Here is an 18,810-nt window from a genome sequence, read left to right as displayed (position 1 = left end):
GGATATCAGTTGATTGGCCAGACCAGAGTGGTGTTCAAGGCATGTATAGAGGAGGGGGAACAGATGGCTTTGCTGGATGAAAATCGATTATTTCCAACAGATCCATCAGTGCGGGATTTGGCACGTATTCTCTACCAGAGTATAAAGCAGCTACCTATTGTCAGCCCTCACGGTCACACCGACCCGCGCTGGTTTGCTGAAAATCGGAACTTCACCAATCCCACTGACTTGTTTGTGACGCCAGATCACTATGTCTTCCGGATGTTGCATTCCCAGGGAGTCGGCCTGAGCGCGCTAGGTGTGCCAAGAGCTGACGGTGGCGAAACCGAACAGGATAAACGAAAAATTTGGCGACTGTTCGCCGAAAACTTTCATCTTTTCCGTGGAACGCCCTCGCGTCTCTGGATCGATCATGCCTTTCAAGAGGTGTTCGGCGTAACCGCGCGCTTGTCTATAGAAACAGCGGATATGATCTATGACCAGATTGCCGACTGTTTGAAACAAGACGCGTTTCGTCCACGTGCATTGTTTAAGCGCTTCAATATTGAGGCAATTTCTACGACCGAAAGCGCGATAGACGACCTACGTTGGCACAAAATGATCCGTGATAGCGGCTGGGACGGCAAGGTTATTACCGCTTATCGCCCGGATGCAGTTGTTGATCCTGAATTTGAAGGTTTTGCCCGCAACGTTCAGATCATGGGTGAAATGACGGGTGAAGATACCACTGCGTGGACTGGCTACCTCGCTGCACATCGTAAGCGGCGCGCATTCTTCAAGACGTTCGGCGCCACATCCAGCGATCACGGTCACCTGTCCGCACGCACAGAAGATTTACCACAAGCTGAGGCCGCTGCCTTGTTTTCCAAAGCCCTGCAAGGCAAATGCAGCGCGGACGAAGCGGATCGTTTTCGCGGCCATATGCTGACCGAAATGGCGCGGATGAGCCTGGATGATGGGCTGGTTTTGCAAATTCACCCAGGTTCATTTCGCAATCACTCGGCAGATATCACAGCAATGTTCGGACGTGACAAGGGTTGCGATATCCCGATGCGCACCGACTACGTCACTGCTCTGCGTCCACTTTTGAACGCAGTTGGCGGGCGATCTGATCTGACAATCATCGTGTTTACGATGGACGAGACAAGTTATTCGCGTGAACTGGCACCGCTCGCCGGGGTTTACCCCGCGCTGAAACTGGGGCCGCCTTGGTGGTTCCATGACAGTTATGAGGGCATGCTCCGGTTCCGTGAAATGGCGACCGAAACCGCAGGATTTTACAATACCGTCGGCTTTAATGACGACACCCGCGCCTTTTGCTCGATCCCGGCCCGCCATGATGTGGCTCGCCGTGTGGATTGCTCCTTTCTCGCCACATTGGTCGCCACCGGGCGATTGCATGAGGATGAGGCATTCGAGGTCGCACATGACCTTGCTTATCGGCTTGCCAAACAAGCCTACCGGCTCTGAGAGCCATTTCCAGGGAGGAAAACTATGACTTACGTAAAAACTATTGGGGCGGCTTTGCTGGCCAGTGTTGCGCTGGCCTCTGCTGCTGCAGCATCTTGCGAGATCACGCTGCGCTCGTCAGATACCCATCCGGATGGGTATCCCACTGTTGCGGCAGTAAATGCCATGGGTGAGATGCTGAAAGAGCGCTCGGACGGTCGGCTGTGCATAGAAGTTTTCCACTCTGCCCAGTTGGGTGAGGAAAAAGACACCATTGAGCAAACCCAGTTTGGTGTGATCGACATGAACCGCGTCTCGTTGGGACCGTTCAACAACATCATCGAAGAAACCCAAGTGCCGTCGCTGCCCTATATCTTCCGGTCGGTAGGGCACATGAACAAGGTTATGGACGGCCCTGTTGGCCAGCAAATTCTGGACGCGTTCAGCGATCATGACCTGGTGGGCTTGGCGTTTTATGACGGTGGCTCGCGCAGCTTCTATAACTCAGAAAAGCCGATTGCCTCGATCGATGATCTGGCTGGCATGAAGTTCCGCGTGATGCAGTCGGACATGTTTGTCGACATGGTCAGCGCACTAGGTGCCAATGCGACACCAATGCCCTATGGCGAAGTCTATTCGTCCATCCAGACAGGTGTTATCGACGGCGCCGAAAACAACTGGCCGTCCTATGACAGCTCAGGGCACTTTGAGGTCGCCAAATATTACACACTTGATCAGCACCTAATCGTACCAGAAGTACTGGTGATGGCAAAGTCGTCGTTTGACAAACTAAGTGCCGAAGATCAGGCGATGGTTCGTCAGGCAGCGCGCGATTCCGTCCCGGTAATGCGCGATCTTTGGATTGCACGCGAACAGACTTCAGAGGCCCGCGTGCGCGAGGCTGGCGTCCAAATCATCACTGACATCGACAAGACCCCGTTCATCGAAGCGATGGTTCCTGTCTATGAAAAATACGTCACTTCGACGGTTCTTCAGCAAATGGTCGCTGACATTCAAGCCACCAACTAAGGTAATTTGGCCTGCTCCTTTTAGAGCAGGCCTCATTAAGTTCGAGCAAGGATGTACGCGTGAAAAACACTATGAAATCAGTGGCCCTCACAACCGGTCTGCTGGCCCGTGTGGCGTTATGGGTGGCAGGCGCGGGGCTGGTCGCAATGACTGCTCTGATCGCAGCACAGGTCTTCTGGCGCTATATCTTAAATGACAGCATCGTCTGGACCGAACCCGCCTCGGTGATGATTATGGGCTGGTTCATTTTTTTGGGGGCCGCAGTTGGCATCCGCGAAGGATATCATCTGTCGTTTGATGTGATGCTTTATCTTGTGCCCGATAGGGTCAAGCTTGTACTCTATTCAATCTCTGATCTGGCAGTGGCCGGATTTGGTGTCGGCATGGTTTGGTTTGGCTGGAAACTGGCAGCCAAAACCGCCGCAAACATGTTGCCGAGCCTTGGAATTTCCGGTGCCTTTGATTTTGCCCCGTTGGTCGCAGGTGGGGTCCTGGTGGTCCTGTTCTCTCTTGAGCGGGTGGCTCGCCGGGCTGCCGGATTACCAACCGCCCGATTTGGCGAAGACGCGGTGGAGCACTAACAATGGAACTGTATGTCCTCTTTGGTACTTTTGTATTTCTGCTTCTAATTGGTACTCCTGTAGCCTTTTGTTTGGGCGTATCCAGCTTTGCCACCATCGCCTATCTGGGCCTGCCGCCAGTGGTGGTTTTCCAGCGCTTGAATTCCGGCGTGTCGGTCTTTGCACTAATGGCAATCCCCTTCTTTATTTTCGCGGGTGACTTGATGGTGCGCGGCGATATCGCCCGTCGTCTGGTGGCCTTGGCCGGCGCCTTTGTAGGCCATCTTCGTGGCGGCTTGGGCCAAGTCAATGTGCTGTCATCAGTGATGTTTGGCGGCGTGTCTGGATCAGCCGCAGCCGATGCAAGCGCGGTGGGTGGTCTGATGGTGCCCCAAATGAAAGAGCGTGGATATGACGTTGACTATGCGGTCAATATCACTGTTGTCAGCGCGATCATTGCCCTGATGCTGCCGCCGTCGCACAACATGATCATTTATTCCATTGCTGCGGGAGGGCGGATCTCGATCGCTGATCTGTTCACGGCCGGCATTGTGCCTGGCTTCCTGCTGGCGTTGACGCTGATGGTTGCGGCATGGTGGGTGGCCAAGCGCAAGGGCTATCCGGTGCAACCGTTCCAGGGGTTTCGCATGATCGGCACGTTGTTTGTCTCAGCGGCGCCGGGTTTGGTGCTTGTGGCGATAATCTTTGGCGGTGTGCGATCGGGCATTTTTACCGCCTCGGAATCGTCTAACATCGCAGTCGTTTACGCCTTGCTGGTGACGTTCTTTGTGTACCGCAGTCTGAGCTGGCATGATTTTGTAGAAGCAACATTGGCGGCTGTGCGCACCACTGCAATGGTGTTGCTGGTCATAGGCTGCGCAGCATCTTTTGGCTGGTTACTGGCCTATACAAAAGTGCCGGCGTCAATGGTCGCACTGCTGCAAGGGGTATCTGACAATCCGATCATCATCCTTCTGCTGCTCAACGTGGTGCTGCTGTTGCTGGGTACCTTTATGGACATGTCGCCGCTGATCGTGATCACCACGCCCATCTTTTTGCCAGTAGCAACCGCCTTTGGTGTCGATCCTGTGCATTTCGGCGTCATTTTGATCCTCAACCTCGGTATCGGTCTCTGCACGCCCCCCGTCGGAGCGGTGCTGTTTGTTGGCTGTGCTGTGGGCCGAATTCCAGTCTGGGATTCGGTGCGGTCGATCTGGCCGTTTTACGGAGCAGCCTTTGGAACCCTGATGCTTGTCACCTACATTCCGGCGCTGTCGCTTTGGCTGCCGTCGCTGTTTCACTGAGGTCTGGTATGAAAAATCCAATTGTCCCGACTGATCCCGGCGTGACGCGTCAGGTTTTGGCAGAAAACGCTGATCTAATGTTGGTCGCATTTCGGTTTGAGGCCGGTGCCGAAGGCAAATTGCACAGCCATCCACATGTGCAGGCAACCTATGTAAAATCCGGGCGTTTTGCCTTTTCGATTGGTGGGACTGAACACGATTTGGGAGCTGGCGACAGTTTGATAATCCCGTCCCAAGCCCGCCATGGGTGCGTCTGTCTTGAGGCCGGCACCCTGATTGACACATTCACGCCGCGCCGCGCTGATTTCCTCTGATTTGAAAGACATAACCATGCTGAAAAGCCAAACTCGCTATGCCATTGACCCAGCCACCGCAAAGACGCTGGACACGGATCAGCTCAGGGATCATTTCCATGTTGGCGGATTGTTCGCCGAGGGTGAAATCAACCTTGTTTACAGTCACTATGACCGGTTGATTTTGGGATCTGCTGTGCCCGGAAACGCTACGTTGACGCTGGATCACATGCCAGAAACGGGTACCGCGTCTTTCTTAGAGCGGCGCGAACTCGGTGTCTTGAATGTGGGCGACACCGGTACCGTTAGTGTGGACGGTGAAAACCACACGCTTAAGCGCGGAGAAGTGCTGTATGTCAGCATGGGCGCTGGCCCGGTGAGCTTTTCCGGGACTGGCCGCTTCTATCTGTTGTCCGCGCCAGCACATCGCAGCTGCCCCACCAGGCTGATCAGGCTGACCGATGCGCGCCGGGTTGAAATGGGCGCCCGCGAAACAGCGAATGAGCGCGTTATTTTGCAGTTTTTGCATCCCGAAGTTGCCGAGACTTGTCAGCTGGTAATGGGTTACACTCAGTTTGCCGAAGGATCCGTGTGGAACACAATGCCCGCCCACCTGCACGATCGCCGAATGGAAGCGTATCTGTATTTTGATGTAGGCGCGGATCAGCGGGTTTTCCACATCATGGGCGAGCCTGACCAAACCCGCCATATTGTAATGGCCAACGAAGAAGCTGTGATTTCACCGCCGTGGTCAGTGCATTGCGGGGCAGGCACTGGGGCTTATACATTCTGTTGGGCGATGGCCGGCGATAATGTTGATTTCACAGACATGGATATGGTTGCCATGGGGGATCTACGGTGAACAATTCGTTCTCTCTTGCAGGGCGTCGCGCCCTGGTGACAGGGGCCAACACAGGTATCGGACAAGCGATTGCCATTGGTCTTGCACAAGCTGGTGCCTACGTCATCTGCGCTGGCCGCCGACCATCTGACGAGACCTTGCTCGAAATTGAAAAGCTTGGTGGCGAGGCCACAAACCTGAGCGCGGATTTCAGTGACCCAATGGCCGGGCAAACCCTGTTCGGAGACCAAGACATCGACATTCTGATCAACAATGCAGGCATCATCCGGCGCAATGATGCGGTGGAGTTCACCGAAGACGACTGGGACGCAGTCATGGATGTAAACCTGAAGGCGCTGTTCTTTACTACGCAGGCCTTTGCCAAGGCAGTACTGACGCGCGGCGGGCAGGGTGCAGTTGTGAATATCGCATCCTTACTATCGTTTCAGGGCGGTATCCGCGTGCCATCCTACACGGCGTCCAAACACGGTGTGGCAGGACTGACCAAACTGTTGGCCAATGAATGGGCTGCACAGGGCATCAATGTGAACGCTGTAGCCCCGGGTTATATCGAGACCAACAACACACAAGCCCTGCGCGCCGATCCGGCTCGCAATCAATCCATTCTTGACCGAATTCCCGCCGGACACTGGGGGAACCCGTCGGATATTGCGGGTGCTGCGGTTTATCTCTGCACGCCAGCTGCCGCCTATGTGCATGGTGCAGTATTAAACGTAGATGGAGGCTGGCTTGCCCGATAAAGCTTTGAAACTAAGTCCTGCAACCGGAATTGTACATCTGGGTTTAGGTGCGTTTTTCCGGGCCTTTGGCTGCGTATATGTGGCTGATGCCATGGCTGCGTCCGGTGGCGATTGGGGCATTGTTGGCGTCTCGCTTCGCAGTCCAAATACGCGCGACGCTCTGCGCCCTCAGGACTGGAATTATACAGCAGTTTCGTTGGCAGAAAACGACGTTGTGTCGCGCCAGATCGATGTTCTCAACGATGTCTTGGTTGCCCCAGAAAACCCCATGGCCGTGCTGGCTGCTATGATTGATCCGGCAGTCAAAATCGTGTCGCTGACAGTCACAGAAAAAGGCTATTGCCACAATCCGGCAACTGGGATGTTAAATCCAGATCATCCTGATGTGCACCATGATTTGACTCATGACTTGCCGGTCTCAGCTGTCGGTTTTCTGGTGCGTGCATTGCAAATGCGACGAGCGGCGGGCATCGCTCCGTTTACAGTGCTGAGCTGCGATAATCTGCCTGAAAACGGACGTGTCGTTCGCGGCGTGGTTTTGGATATGGCACGCCGGATTGATCCAGACTTGGCTGACTGGATTGAAGCTGAGGGTCGTTTCCCCTGCACCATGGTGGACCGCATAACGCCTGCCACCACGCAAGACGATATCGCCCGTGTCGAGACCCTCACCGGGGTACCCGATGCAGCCCCGGTGATGCACGAGCCGTTTTCCCAATGGGCAATCGTAGATGACTTTGTAGGGGGCAAACGCCCAGATCTGGCGGCGGCGGGTGCCGAAATGGTCGCCGATGTCACAGCCCACGAGTATATGAAACTCAGGATGTTGAATGGGACACATTCTGCTCTTGCCTATACAGGTTATTTGGCAGGCCATAAAACGATTGATCAGACTATCTTAGATCCAGTTTTCGCCACCTATACGCGCGCGCTCTGGGCAGAGATCATGCCCGCTGTGACGCCTCCTGACGGCGTCAACCTTGATGCCTACGCTGATGCGTTATATGAGCGCTACGCCAACCCCGCCATTCGGCACCGGACGTGGCAAATTGCCATGGATGGCAGCCAGAAATTGCCACAACGGTTGCTTGGCACCCTGCGCGAGAACATTGCAGCAGGCCGCCCTTCACCGGGCCTGTACCTCGCAGTGGCGGCATGGATGCGCTACGTTAGCGGTACCGATGAGACAGGGCAGCAGATTGATGTTCGCGACCCGTTGGCCGAGCAATTGTGCTGTATAACGGCGCCCCATGAAGCGCCGGCTGATATTGTAACGGCCATGCTGTCGGTGCGAGAGATTTTTGATGAAGACCTTGCGGGCCAATTAGCGGAACCCGTTACCCAAGCAGCACAGCGGCTCTGGGCTGCGGGTGCTCGTCAATCAGCACAAGAGGTGACGACATGATCGAAAGCTGGCGGTGGTACGGTGAATTTGACTCTATCACACTGGGTGAGGTGGCCCAGACTGGTGCCCGTGGTATCGTCACTGCGCTGCACGACATTCCATATGGCGAGGTCTGGCCAGCCGACGCGATTTCTGCGCGCAAGGGGCATATACAAAACGCTGGTTTTGAGTGGAACGTCGTCGAAAGCCTGCCGATCCATGAACGCATTAAGCGCGGAGAAGGTGATTTAGCGCCGCTGTTTGCCAATTACCGCCAATCCATGGCCAATCTCGCTGCTGAAGGCATCAATACTATTTGCTACAACTTTATGCCGCTGCTGGATTGGACGCGCACTGATTTGGTATCACCTGTTTCCAATGGTGCCACATGCCTGCGTTTTGATGCAGTGAAAATGGCCGCGTTTGAGATCAATATCCTGGGCCGCCGCGCCGCAGAGGATGACTACCGGGAAGACGTGCGTCACCGCGCAGCAGCATGGTTCCAGCACGCAACTGAAAGTGACCGCGACAAACTATTGGCTGCAATCATGGCAGGCCTGCCGGGCGCGTTTGAGCGCTACGATGTGCTCGGTTTGCGCAACGCTTTAAATAGTTACGCGGGCATGGACCGCACCGCCCTGCGGACCAGTTATCACCGTTTCCTGCAAGAAGTTGTTCCAACGGCTGAAGAGCTGGGCATGCGCCTGTGCGTGCATCAAGACGACCCCCCCCGCGACATCCTTGGACTGCCCCGGATCGTTTCAAATGGTGATGACTTGGATTGGGTGCTAAATGCCTATGATAGCCCGGCCAATGGCGTGACCCTGTGTGCGGGATCGCTCGGGGCCAACCCGGCTAATGATGTGCCTGCAATCGCTGCCAAAATTGCTAATCGCATCCATTTCGTGCACCTGCGCAATGTGCGCAAAGACCCCAATGGTTCATTCGAAGAGGCCGCCCACCTGGACGGAGATACCGACATGGTCGCTTTGATCCGTGTGATTTTGCAAGAAGAGGCGCGCCGCCGAGATGCGGGGCGTAGCGACCATGACATACCGTTTCGCCCCGATCACGGCCACCATATGCTATCAGACCTGACACGCGATCTAATCCCAGGGTATCCTCTGATCGGGCGGTTGAAGGGCTTGGCAGAGTTGCGTGGCGTCATCCGCGCCTTGAGTAGTTAAATCATGTCTGCACCGTTGATTTTACATCCTATGATACCGTATCCGTTTTACCCGCACGTGCATTGGCAGGGGACGCTCCCCTTGGCTTGGGTGCGGCACTTGCTGGGCCTGTACCCGCAGGCCGCAAGATTGCGCGGGTTGACCTGCGAGCGGGCACGCCTGTGGTAAAGTTTGGGCAATTCATCGGGCGTGCCACGAAAGATATTCCGGTAGGCGCCCATGTGCATTGCCACAATTGGACCTTTGCGACGCCCGGGAAAGGTTACAACATCGGGTCAGCTTTGGTTGCCGCTCGTGCAGCGTTGGAAAGCTACATACCGTGTGATTTTCAAGGGTTCAAACGTGCTGATGGGCAATAAGCGCGCAGATTCCATATCGTAATATTAGACTGCACCAAGTCACGTAGTGTCTCCACCTAGAGACCACGATGGGCTGGTCGCAATGGAGACTGCTTCTATTTGTCGATCCTTCAGGACCAAAAATGTGCCTGAATCTTTGCTTTCTGCGTGGCGCGGAATTCTAAACATTTATTAGATTTCCTTAAGGATAGCTGGGCTGGTTGGTGGCGTGCCGCTGAAGCCATTGACGGAAATGAGTGCGCTTTGCATTCATCTATTCGCAATCGGCAACCATCTTTCCGCATTGGCAGCTTACGTCTACTCTCTCTGCCCTCCCTGTCGTTCGACCATGGTCACTTTGGGCTGGCAGCAAACGCAAACTGGGCTCGACCTCGATGGCCGCTCTGCGCAGAAAGTGAGCTTTGCAAAGTCAAGCGAACGGCCCATAGCTGACCCTGAGTGTGACATGCGACTGATGCAGTACGGCCCGTCAAAGCTGCCTTTGGTGAGCTGTGCAGCATTTTTGAGAACAATGACCTCTGTGCACCCAATACTTCATTTTGCCCAAGTTATTCTTTTGCTCTCTTTCAGCCAGGGCAGATGGCGCTGCTCGATTGTTTTGCGAGAAGAGGCGCGAAGTGAGGTGCAAAGGCCCGATAGCGCTCCGATTTCGCGACCAACAACAACCAAATTCCCTAGCCCGTCATAAGTGTAAATTGCGGGGCTTGGCTTTCTAAAGTGACCAACCGGGCGTTGGGAAGATCATTTTCATCCACTTTTCGAACCGCGTCATTTTCTTCAATGTCGAAGGCAGACCATCGCTCTAACAGTCGGTTCCTCAAAATGGCCTCTTCGCAGATGATCATAGTCGTAAAATCAAAATAACTTCGCAACTTGTCCCAGGGGGGACGGTTCAGAAGAAGGTAGTTGCCTTCAACAATGACAATCTCCGTGTCTTGAGAAACTATCCGCGCGCCGGCACGGGAAATCTCCAATGATCGGTCAAAAATCGGAATAGCAACGTCCTCTGATCGGAATGCATTTTTGACACGCCGCAATGCCACATCCAAGCCAACAACGTCAAAAGTATCCGGTGCCCCTTTTCGGCCAAGGCGCCCAAGCTGTTCGAGCACACGGTCATCATAGTGGAAGCCATCCATCGGAATAACTTGAGTGCGACACTGATGTGTGTGCGCCAATTCATCCTGTAGGCAATCTGCCATGGTAGATTTTCCGCTGCCTGGTGCGCCAACCATTGCCACAAGCAAACGGGACTCGGTTTTTTGGTTTGCGATTCTGGATGCAAGGTCCGTCAATACTAAGCGGGTTTGCGGCGCAGACATTTGTCGGCACTCCTTTTGGTGGCAGGGCGCTATTTAGGACGACGAATTGATGTAGTGACGCAATGCGGCCTCCGCTCCCAAGCTCCAAATCATAGACAGCCAATGGGAGAACGCGGAATGAAACTGTGCGTTTTCTACCAGGTCTCCGTAGATGTGTGTCATTTTGAGCCACGCCGAGGGGGTATTCTTGGCCTGCAGCGCGGTTGAGTTCAGAACCGTCCAATTGGGATCATTGGCAGCAATGAGACCCTCTTCTTCGTTTGTGCCTGCGCACATCCGTGCCCAGAGTGCCTCCACAAGGGCCAGCCCGCCGATGCCTCCCCCGGTGTGCAGAGCATCACTCAATGTGGGCAAGATGAACCCTGGATGGCGCGCGCTTCCGTCAAAGGCAACACGGCGGGTTGTGTCGTGTATCTTGGGGTTGGAAAATCGTTTTTCTATCTTGCTGAGATAGTCTTTCGGCGAAAGCCCCGGAACTGCTTGCACGTGTGGTAGTACCTCGTTTGTCTGCACTTTGTGAAAAAACGCGGCCACGGTCGGCTGTGCCATACAGTCAGCAATTGTCTGAAGACCCATCACCTCACCAACATTGGCCAGCATCTGATGCCCGCCGTTGAGCACACGGATCTTCATGGCCTCATGGGCGTGGACGTTGTTCGTGATCGTGACACCTGCCAGTTCCCAAGGCGGGCGTCCGTCGCAAAAATTATCCTGCAGCACCCATTGACGAAAGTTCTCGTGTGTGACCGGTGCGGTGTCATCGATGCCCAGCCTCCGGGCAAGAGCCAATTCCGCTTCGCCGGTTGCTGGCACAATGCAATCCACCATAGCATTGGGGAAATCAGCAGTTTCATCGATCCATTGGGCCAGCTCCGGGTCGGAAAGCCGGGCCAACCCCACAACGGTATTTCGCAAGACGTCTCCATTTCTCAAGAGATTGTCGCAACTCTGACCCGCAAAAGGCGCGGCCCCCAATTCTCGGCGCGCCTTGTAGGCGGCAACCATGGCGCCATACGCGGTGATCGGGCGGTCCGGGTTGTTCGCATCGTGTTGAATATCCGGATGGTCCGTGTCCAAGCCTCCCGTCTCTGACACGTAGTAACCGCCTTCTGTTACGGTCAACGAAACGATACGTATTTGAGGGTCCGACATCGCGGCGATTAACGGTGCGTTGTGTTTGTCCACTTCCACAAAATCAACCATTGGACCAATGACTTCCACCGCTTCTCTATCGGGATCAAGCTCCACCAATGTCGTTAGACAATCCTGGCGCAGCAAACGTTCCCGCATCGCTGCGTCACCGGGGCGAACTCCTGCGCCGATGATGGCCCAATCATGAGCAAGCCCCTTTTGCATCAGTTGGTGTAAATACCACGCTTGATGTGCGCGGTGGAAGTTGCCAAGTCCAATATGGACTATGCCCGGCGTCAGCTTGGATCGATCATAGATCGGTGCTTTCACATTTTTTGGTAAGCGGGGCAGCGCAGAATCCGAGAGTGTGACCAAAGGGTTGGGGTGTGTGTGATCTGCCATCAGCTCATCCAATTCCCGCCGTCAACGTTATAGGTCTGTGCCACGACGTAGGCGGCCTCTTCGCTGGCCAGAAACACGGCCATGCCGGTGAGGTCCTCAGCGGTGCCCATGCGCCCGAAAGGCACGGCGGCGGCGACTTCGCGTTTCTTTTGCCCCGGAGCCTTGCCCTCATATTTGGCAAACAACGCATCAACACCGTCCCAATGCTCGCCATCCACCACGCCCGGCGCGATGGCATTCACGTTGATGCCATGTTCAATCAGGTTGAGCCCGGCGGATTGCGTGAGGGAAATGACCGCCGCTTTGCTGGCGCAATAGACAGCCACAAGGCCTTCGCCACGTCGTCCGGCCTGGCTCGCCATATTGATGATCCGGCCTTTGACGCCTTGATCAATCATGTGGCGTGCTACCGCCTGCAACGTGAACAATGTGCCCGCGATATTGATGTCAAACACGCGCGCATAGTCATGGCGCGTTATGTCGGTGATGGGCGCTGCGGTGAACAGAGCGGCGTTGTTGATCAACACATCGATCTGACCAAACGATTCGATCGTTGCGGCGATCGCGGCCTCAATACTGCTCTGGTCTGTCACATCCATCTGCACAGCGCGGGCAGCTTCGCCAATTTCCGATGCCGCCGACTTTGCGCGCGCAAAATTGATGTCGGCGAGCACAACCCGCGCGCCTTCGGCGACATAGGCCTTGGCAAAGGCCAGCCCGATACCGCGGGCGGCCCCTGTGATCAGCGCGGTTTTCCCAGACAAACGCCTCATGCTATCCGCAGCCCCGCAGCGTCAAAACGGTGGAATTCTTCAACGCGCGGAGACAGGTGGATGGTGTCGCCATGTCTGAGGCTGACGTCCCCAATTGCGCGCACGGTCAGAGTTTCGGCCAGCCCGGTGTTGTGAATGTGGAAAAACGTATCTGATCCAAGGTGTTCGGCGACGCCCACCGTGCCCTGCCAAGCGCCACCACTTTCGACCACATCAATGTGCTCCGGGCGTATGCCCACGGTGTGGGCACCGTGTTTTGCGGCCTCCTCGCCGGTCAAAAAGTTCATTTTGGGTGAGCCGATGAAGCCTGCAACAAAAATGTTGCGAGGGGTGCGGTAGAGTTCCAGCGGCGTGCCGACCTGTTCGATCACACCGGCCTGCAACACCACAATCTTGTCGGCCATGGTCATGGCCTCGACTTGATCATGGGTCACATAGACCATGGTTGTTTTCAGCCGTTCGTGCAGCTCGCTGATTTCCAGTCGCATGCCGACACGCAAGGCAGCGTCCAGATTGGACAACGGCTCGTCAAACAGGAAGGCCGAAGGTTCCCGCACAATCGCGCGGCCAATGGCAACCCGTTGGCGTTGCCCGCCAGAGAGTTGGCCGGGGCGGCGATCCAGATAATCGGTGAGGTTCAGAACCGCGGCGGCGGCTTCGACTTTCTGGTCAATGGCGGCTTGGTCCAGCTTTGCCATCCGCAATGGGAAAGCAATGTTTTTGCGCACGCTCATATGTGGATAAAGCGCGTAGGATTGGAACACCATGGCAAGGCCACGTTTGGCAGGCACCACGCTGGTGGCGTCTTGGCCATCAATTTCGATATGACCGGTTGTGATGTCTTCCAGCCCGGCAATCAGCCGCAATAGGGTGGATTTTCCGCAGCCGGAGGGGCCGACAAAGACTGTAAATTCTCCATCCTCGATGGTGAGGTCTAAGGGCGGGATCACCTCTGTTGAGCCGAAGCTTTTGGTGACTTGTTTGAGTTGGATTTGTCCCATGTGACAGCTTCCTTACTTCACGGCGCCAAAGGTGAGGCCGCGGACAAGTTGTTTTTGGCTGAACCAGCCGAGAATGAGGATGGGGGCGATGGCCATGGTGGAGGCCGCGCTGAGTTTTGCGAAGAACAGGCCTTCGGGGCTGGAGTAGCTGGCGATGAAGGCCGTAAGCGGTGCCGCGTTGGCGGCGGTGAGGTTGAGCGTCCAGAAGGCTTCGTTCCAAGCGAGAATAAAATTCAGCAACAGCGTGGAGGCGATCCCGGGAATGGCCATGGGTGTGAGCACATACAGCAGCTCTTCTTTCAACGTGGCACCATCCATGCGCGAGGCTTCCAAAATCTCGCCGGGGATCTCTTTGAAGTAGGTGTAAAGCATCCAGACGATGATCGGCAGATTGATCAGCATGATGACCACCATCAGCCCGCCACGCGTGTCCAAAAGGTCAAATCGCACGAAGATCAACGAAATCGGATACAGCACACCAACCGCAGGAAGCATCTTGGTCGACAGCATCCACAAAAGGATATCTTTGGTGCGTCTTGAAGGCACAAAGGCCATCGACCATGCGGCGGGAATGGCAATCAGTATGCCTAGGATCGTGGAACCGCCGGCAATGATCACGGAATTCCGCAGGAATTTCATATAGTCAGAGCGCTCCTGAACGATCGCGTAGTTCTCTAAAGTCCAGTCAAAGGCAAAGAACAGCGGCGGGTCGTTGATCGCCTGTGCCTCGGTTTTGAAGCTGGTCAAAATGGTCCAATAGATTGGAAAGAAGATGATCAAGCAAATGGTCCATGCGGCGGCTGTGGTGAGGATCTTGCGCTGTGTGGTGACGGTGCGTGCCATGTCTCAGCCTCCTATGCGTCCAAGTTTTTGCCGACGATGCGCATCAGGAAGATGGCAACGACATTGGCGAGAATGATGGCGTAGACACCGCCTGCGGAGCCAAGCCCGATGTTCTGGCTGTCAATGACCCGCTGGAAGATCAGATATGTCAGCGTCCGGGTGCCAAAGGCGCCGCCGGTGGTGACAAAAATTTCGGCAAAGATCGACAACAGGAAGATGGTTTGGATCAGGATCACAATGGTGATGGCGCGCGCCAGATGCGGCAGCACAATGTACCAGAAGCGTTTTATGACGGGGGCGCCGTCCATTTCCGCGGCCTCAAGCTGTTCGCTGTCCAGCGATTGAATGGCCGTCAACAGGATCAGCGTCGCAAAGGGCAGCCACTGCCAAGAGACAATCATAATGATTGAGCTGAGCGACGCATCTTGCAGCCAGGCCACGGGCTCTGCTCCGAAAAAGCGCCACAGATGGGCGAAAATTCCGTTGACCGGGTCCATCAACATGTTTTTCCAGACCAAAGCGGACACGGTTGGCATTACAAAAAACGGCGCAATGACAAGAATGCGAACCACCCCTTGGCCCCACATCGGTTGGTCCAGCAACATCGCCAATAAAATGCCCAAGACCACCGTGATCAGCAGGACGCCTCCCACCATAATCAACGTGGTCTGTACTGCGGGCCAAAAGGAGCTCGACGAAATGAAGCGGGCGTAATTGGCAATCCCAACCCAATCAAGACCACGCTCAATACTGTCTCCGCGCAGCGGCAGGTACTTTGTAAATGAAAACCACAAGGTCATGATGAGGGGCACCAGCATCCACCCCAAAAGCAGGACAACGGCGGGCGCCATCATGATGCGGGCGGCGGATCTGGAAGCTTTGGTGGCCATGGGACGGTCCTCTCCTGTTGGCGAAACACGCCTCGGATCGTAACAAATATGAGGGAATTGTCAGAATAGGGGTCAGGAGACAGCCCGAAGGCCGCCTCCCGACAGGGGAGTTAACGGTACCCGGCGGCTTCCATTGCCTCATTGGTGATCGCTTGCGCTTTCTCCAATGCCACGGCGATGGTCTGCTGACCGGCGTATGCGGCAGAGAACTCTTGGCTGACTTCCGTTGCGATCCCGGCAAACTCTGGGATGGCCGCAAATTGGATGCCAACATACGGGCTGGGGTCCACGGTGGAGTCATTTGGATCCGCGCTCAGAATGGAATCCAACGTCATCTTGGCAAATGGCACTGCCTGATAATTTGGGTTCTCATACAGCGACGTCCGTGCGCCCGGAGGCACATTTGCCCACCCTTCGTTGGCTGCAACCAACTCGATATAGTCTTTGGATGTGGCCCACTCGATGAACTGTTTGGCTTCAGCCTGCTGTTGTGTGCCGGCAGGGATTGCCAACGCCCAAGCCCAGAGCCAATTGGAGCGTTTGCCCAAGCCGGTGTCCGGCGCCAAGGCAAATCCAACTTTGTCGGCCACGGTCGAGTCGTTCGGATTGGTCACAAAACTCGCCGCCACTGTGGCGTCAATCCACATGCCGCATTTGCCCTGCTGGAACAGCGACAGGTTTTCGTTAAACCCGTTGGTCGCGTAGCCTGTGGGCCCCGCAGCATCCATCATGTCTTTGTAGAAGGTTAGCGTGTTGGCCCAGGCGTCCGTGTCAAACTGCGCGTTCCAATCTTCATCAAACCAGCGCGCTCCAAAAGAGTTGGACATCGCAGTGATAAACGCGCCGCCTTCTCCCCAGCCTGCTTTGCCGCGCAGGCAGATGCCGTTGATTTCATTGTCCCGATCCGTCATCGCGGCCGCGGCTTGGCCAATGAACTCCCATGTGGGGGCGTCCGGCATCTCAAGCCCGGCCTTCTCCATGAGATCAGCGCGATACATGATCATGGAGCTTTCGCCATAAAAGGGCGCCGCAAACAGCTTTCCGTCATGAGACAGGCCACCGGCCATGGCTGGCAATAGATCCTGCACGTCGTAGTCATCAGACAGATCGTCTAACGCAACAAGCCAGCCGTTTGCCCCCCAAATCGGCGTCTCATACATGCCAATTGTCATGATATCAAAGGCGCCGCCTTTCGTGGTGATGTCGGTGGTAACCCGTTGGCGAAGAACGTTTTCTTCCAAGGTGACCCACTCAACGGAAATGCCGGTGGCTTCGGTGAAATGGTCGGTATAGCCCTGCATGCGGATCATGTCGCCGTTGTTCACGGTGGCAATGGTGATCGTTTTGGCATGGCCGTCTGCGAAGGCGCCGCCCGCTGTGATCAGCGATAGCGCGGTCGCAGCACAAAGTGTGCTCTTAAAAGACATCCGGTGTCCTCCCTGATTGGATGTACCACCAAGGCTAGTCGCAAGGGCGACGCGACGTCAATAATATTTTTACGCGCGTAAATTTTTGGGAAGTCACGCGGAATCTCTCAGGATCAAGCTGCCTTCCAAACGTGTGCTTTTCCAAGGGGTTACCTGACCTTCAATGGCGGCAAACAATGCGTCGGCAGCCGTTTGAGAAACAGCATCATAGTTATGTGAAATGGTGGTGAGCGGTGGGCACGTGTATCGCGAATGCGGGTGACCATCTTGCCCCGCTACCCGAATCGAACAGTCTTTGCCTCTGCCAACTTTGACCCCCTGTTCGTAACACGCGGTCAGCAATCCAATCGCCAGTCGATCATTGCTGCACAGAACTGTATTGGTCGAAAATCGGTTTTGTTTGATCGCTTCATATCCGCCCAAACGACCAATTTCCTCAAAACCCCAGCCTTCTCCGTCAACAGAGATCACATCCGGCTCAAATCCAAATCTCTCCATCGCTGCGACATAACTTTGCCGCCTGCGATGGGCATTGGGGTTGGCCGGTGTCTTCATTTCAAAAAAACAGGGCGGTTCCCCGGTTCGGCACAAGTAGTCTGTGATATGGGATGTGAATTGAAAATTATCCGATCCCACAAACCCCAGCCCAATTTCCTGCACGCTGCTGTCAAAAATCAGCGTGGGAACATCTTTGCAAAAGGCCTCTAGTGCACGGTAATCTGACGCGCGACCCAATGGCGCAAGCAGCACACCCGCGGGCTTCATTGCCCGCAGCGTGTCGAGCACTTCGACCTCCAGCGCCGCGTCCCCATGCGAACTGAACAACGTCGGACGGTATCCGTCGGCGAGGCAGCGTTGTTCCAGGTTGCGGGCGATCTCTGCAAAATAGGGATCGGACAGCAATGGCACAACAATCCCAACATTCTTGGTCAGTTTTCGGTTCTGGTTCATCGCGTAGATATTGGGGCGGTAATCATGTTGCTCAATCGCCGCCTCAATGCGCGATCGGGTGCTAGCCCGTACGCTAGTGGGGTCATTGAAATACTTGGAAACCGTCGGGCGAGAAATGCCGCTCACACGGGCAAATTCTTCCATATTCCGAATTTTTTGACCCGTCATTGGAGAGCTCCGTAAGGTTCGAAGTTAAAATTTGAACTTAACAATTCGAGGTTAAATTTTTACACGCGTCAAGAACTTTTTTGAAGTTTCTCCTCCTTGCCTGCGTCCCCAAGGCATGACCCCCTTTTTGCTTTGGGGATGACCACAACTATGGTGTGCTGAAATCAAAAGTTTCAGTTTCCGATAGTAGTTTCGGCATGTACTGAGGTTTCAGGAGGCTGCAGCAAAATGTGTTATTTCTCGCAAGAGCGACAGTCATCAATGATTTGCTCGGTGGACGTTAGCAACAGTTGGTACACTAAGTCATTGAGCCGGTTAGCGGCGCGAAACGGTCCTTGGTGGATAGAGCGGCGAAGGTCTGCTTCCCGCCCTTCCTGCTTCAGGCGCCCTCCATGCTGCGCTGCGCACCAATGTTGTAGAAGGGCTGGTACTAGAATTTGAAGAGCTCACGATCCCGCGTAGGTCCGCTCCCGGAAGCAAGCACAGCGTCGTGCTTCGGCGCGACTGTAAGCTGACCATCGGCTATCTAGCCCATGTCCAAAACCACACCTCTCATTCCCAGCCAACCTTCGCCAGTACCTCGTTCATCAGCGCAAGCTTCTGCGCGTCGGTCAGTTTGCGCGGTGTGGTCTCTGCTTCTTCCTTGCCCTGCACAATGTCTTCAAACAGGGCGAAGCGCGCTGCCTCGGGGAGTTTTCCATAATGGGTCTCGGTGATTTTTTCGCTTTCGTGCCC

The 18,810-nt window shown here is 55.1% G+C and carries 18 protein-coding genes and 1 pseudogene; 10 read left to right on the top strand and 9 right to left on the bottom strand.

All coding sequences use genetic code 11. From position 1 onward, the window contains the following. Positions 1-63: 63 nt before the first annotated feature. From uxaC to QOL67_RS22130, 10 genes and pseudogenes are all read left to right on the top strand, one after another. Positions 64-1,470: a glucuronate isomerase gene (gene uxaC / locus QOL67_RS10890; protein ID WP_283425999.1), complete on the top strand. Its 1,407-nt coding sequence runs from the start codon at positions 64-66 to the stop codon at positions 1,468-1,470. Positions 1,471-1,494: 24 nt separating this feature from the next. Further along, the gene (locus QOL67_RS10885) at positions 1,495-2,478 is read left to right on the top strand and encodes a TRAP transporter substrate-binding protein (RefSeq protein WP_283425998.1); all 984 of its coding nucleotides are present in this window, start codon (positions 1,495-1,497) and stop codon (positions 2,476-2,478) included. Positions 2,479-2,549: 71 nt separating this feature from the next. Continuing rightward, positions 2,550-3,059, top strand: coding sequence for a TRAP transporter small permease (locus QOL67_RS10880; protein ID WP_430458953.1), 510 nt, complete (start codon positions 2,550-2,552; stop codon positions 3,057-3,059). Positions 3,060-3,061: 2 nt separating this feature from the next. Continuing rightward, positions 3,062-4,342, top strand: a complete 1,281-nt coding sequence (locus QOL67_RS10875) for a TRAP transporter large permease (RefSeq protein WP_283425996.1) — start codon at positions 3,062-3,064, stop codon at positions 4,340-4,342. Between the two features lie 8 nt (positions 4,343-4,350). Beyond that, the gene (locus tag QOL67_RS10870) at positions 4,351-4,656 is read left to right on the top strand and encodes a cupin domain-containing protein (RefSeq protein ID WP_283425995.1); all 306 of its coding nucleotides are present in this window, start codon (positions 4,351-4,353) and stop codon (positions 4,654-4,656) included. Between the two features lie 16 nt (positions 4,657-4,672). Then, a complete protein-coding gene (kduI, locus tag QOL67_RS10865; RefSeq protein WP_283425994.1) occupies positions 4,673-5,497 on the top strand; it encodes a 5-dehydro-4-deoxy-D-glucuronate isomerase in 825 nt (274 codons plus the stop codon). Then, the gene (gene kduD / locus QOL67_RS10860) at positions 5,494-6,237 is read left to right on the top strand and encodes a 2-dehydro-3-deoxy-D-gluconate 5-dehydrogenase KduD (RefSeq protein ID WP_283425993.1); all 744 of its coding nucleotides are present in this window, start codon (positions 5,494-5,496) and stop codon (positions 6,235-6,237) included. Before kduI ends, kduD begins: the two co-directional genes overlap by 4 nt. After that, entirely contained in the window at positions 6,215-7,642 is a 1,428-nt protein-coding gene (locus tag QOL67_RS10855) for a mannitol dehydrogenase family protein (RefSeq protein ID WP_283425992.1), read from the top strand. The genes kduD and QOL67_RS10855 overlap by 23 nt, the downstream gene beginning before the upstream one ends. Continuing rightward, positions 7,639-8,808: a mannonate dehydratase gene (gene uxuA, locus QOL67_RS10850; protein WP_283425991.1), complete on the top strand. Its 1,170-nt coding sequence runs from the start codon at positions 7,639-7,641 to the stop codon at positions 8,806-8,808. The genes QOL67_RS10855 and uxuA overlap by 4 nt, the downstream gene beginning before the upstream one ends. A 44-nt stretch (positions 8,809-8,852) precedes the next feature. Then, positions 8,853-9,167: pseudogene (locus tag QOL67_RS22130) on the top strand (altronate dehydratase); the annotation flags it as partial. Between the two features lie 674 nt (positions 9,168-9,841). Here QOL67_RS22130 and QOL67_RS10845 read toward each other — a convergent pair. The 9 genes from QOL67_RS10845 to QOL67_RS10805 form a co-directional block, all read right to left on the bottom strand. Then, positions 9,842-10,489: a nucleoside/nucleotide kinase family protein gene (locus QOL67_RS10845; protein WP_283425990.1), complete on the bottom strand. Its 648-nt coding sequence runs from the start codon at positions 10,487-10,489 to the stop codon at positions 9,842-9,844. Between the two features lie 33 nt (positions 10,490-10,522). Continuing rightward, positions 10,523-12,022, bottom strand: a complete 1,500-nt coding sequence (locus QOL67_RS10840) for a mannitol dehydrogenase family protein (protein ID WP_283425989.1) — start codon at positions 12,020-12,022, stop codon at positions 10,523-10,525. Continuing rightward, positions 12,022-12,795: an L-iditol 2-dehydrogenase gene (locus QOL67_RS10835; RefSeq protein ID WP_283425988.1), complete on the bottom strand. Its 774-nt coding sequence runs from the start codon at positions 12,793-12,795 to the stop codon at positions 12,022-12,024. Before QOL67_RS10835 ends, QOL67_RS10840 begins: the two co-directional genes overlap by 1 nt. Beyond that, a complete protein-coding gene (locus tag QOL67_RS10830; RefSeq protein ID WP_283425987.1) occupies positions 12,792-13,796 on the bottom strand; it encodes an ABC transporter ATP-binding protein in 1,005 nt (334 codons plus the stop codon). The genes QOL67_RS10835 and QOL67_RS10830 overlap by 4 nt, the downstream gene beginning before the upstream one ends. A gap of 12 nt (positions 13,797-13,808) precedes the next feature. Then, entirely contained in the window at positions 13,809-14,639 is an 831-nt protein-coding gene (locus tag QOL67_RS10825) for a carbohydrate ABC transporter permease (protein ID WP_283425986.1), read from the bottom strand. Positions 14,640-14,650: 11 nt separating this feature from the next. Then, positions 14,651-15,529 (bottom strand): carbohydrate ABC transporter permease, encoded by an 879-nt coding sequence (locus tag QOL67_RS10820; protein ID WP_283425985.1) that lies wholly within the window; start codon positions 15,527-15,529, stop codon positions 14,651-14,653. A 110-nt stretch (positions 15,530-15,639) separates the two neighbouring features. Beyond that, positions 15,640-16,956 carry an ABC transporter substrate-binding protein gene (locus tag QOL67_RS10815; protein WP_283425984.1) on the bottom strand — a complete coding sequence of 439 codons (1,317 nt, stop codon included), beginning with the start codon at positions 16,954-16,956 and terminating at the stop codon, positions 15,640-15,642. A gap of 93 nt (positions 16,957-17,049) precedes the next feature. Further along, positions 17,050-18,075 carry a LacI family DNA-binding transcriptional regulator gene (locus tag QOL67_RS10810; protein ID WP_283425983.1) on the bottom strand — a complete coding sequence of 342 codons (1,026 nt, stop codon included), beginning with the start codon at positions 18,073-18,075 and terminating at the stop codon, positions 17,050-17,052. 552 nt (positions 18,076-18,627) lie between these two features. Further along, positions 18,628-18,810: hypothetical protein (locus QOL67_RS10805; RefSeq protein WP_283425982.1), on the bottom strand; the 183-nt coding region annotated here is incomplete at its 5' end.

The organism is Shimia sagamensis, from assembly GCF_900182745.1.
GTDB classification, from domain to species: Bacteria; Pseudomonadota; Alphaproteobacteria; order Rhodobacterales; family Rhodobacteraceae; genus Shimia; species Shimia sagamensis.
Note: the sequence above shows the minus strand (reverse complement) of the source record. Positions and strands in the feature narration are given on the sequence as shown.

Coding starts and splice junctions, on each gene's coding strand:
- uxaC (WP_283425999.1), top strand. CDS start 64: ATGGCTTTGCTGGATGAAAATCGATTATTTCCAACAGATCCATCAGTG.
- QOL67_RS10885 (WP_283425998.1), top strand. CDS start 1,495: ATGACTTACGTAAAAACTATTGGGGCGGCTTTGCTGGCCAGTGTTGCG.
- QOL67_RS10880 (WP_430458953.1), top strand. CDS start 2,550: ATGAAATCAGTGGCCCTCACAACCGGTCTGCTGGCCCGTGTGGCGTTA.
- QOL67_RS10875 (WP_283425996.1), top strand. CDS start 3,062: ATGGAACTGTATGTCCTCTTTGGTACTTTTGTATTTCTGCTTCTAATT.
- QOL67_RS10870 (WP_283425995.1), top strand. CDS start 4,351: ATGAAAAATCCAATTGTCCCGACTGATCCCGGCGTGACGCGTCAGGTT.
- kduI (WP_283425994.1), top strand. CDS start 4,673: ATGCTGAAAAGCCAAACTCGCTATGCCATTGACCCAGCCACCGCAAAG.
- QOL67_RS10855 (WP_283425992.1), top strand. CDS start 6,215: ATGGAGGCTGGCTTGCCCGATAAAGCTTTGAAACTAAGTCCTGCAACC.
- uxuA (WP_283425991.1), top strand. CDS start 7,639: ATGATCGAAAGCTGGCGGTGGTACGGTGAATTTGACTCTATCACACTG.
- QOL67_RS10845 (WP_283425990.1), bottom strand. CDS start 10,489: ATGTCTGCGCCGCAAACCCGCTTAGTATTGACGGACCTTGCATCCAGA.
- QOL67_RS10840 (WP_283425989.1), bottom strand. CDS start 12,022: ATGGCAGATCACACACACCCCAACCCTTTGGTCACACTCTCGGATTCT.
- QOL67_RS10835 (WP_283425988.1), bottom strand. CDS start 12,795: ATGAGGCGTTTGTCTGGGAAAACCGCGCTGATCACAGGGGCCGCCCGC.
- QOL67_RS10830 (WP_283425987.1), bottom strand. CDS start 13,796: ATGGGACAAATCCAACTCAAACAAGTCACCAAAAGCTTCGGCTCAACA.
- QOL67_RS10825 (WP_283425986.1), bottom strand. CDS start 14,639: ATGGCACGCACCGTCACCACACAGCGCAAGATCCTCACCACAGCCGCC.
- QOL67_RS10820 (WP_283425985.1), bottom strand. CDS start 15,529: ATGGCCACCAAAGCTTCCAGATCCGCCGCCCGCATCATGATGGCGCCC.
- QOL67_RS10815 (WP_283425984.1), bottom strand. CDS start 16,956: ATGTCTTTTAAGAGCACACTTTGTGCTGCGACCGCGCTATCGCTGATC.
- QOL67_RS10810 (WP_283425983.1), bottom strand. CDS start 18,075: ATGACGGGTCAAAAAATTCGGAATATGGAAGAATTTGCCCGTGTGAGC.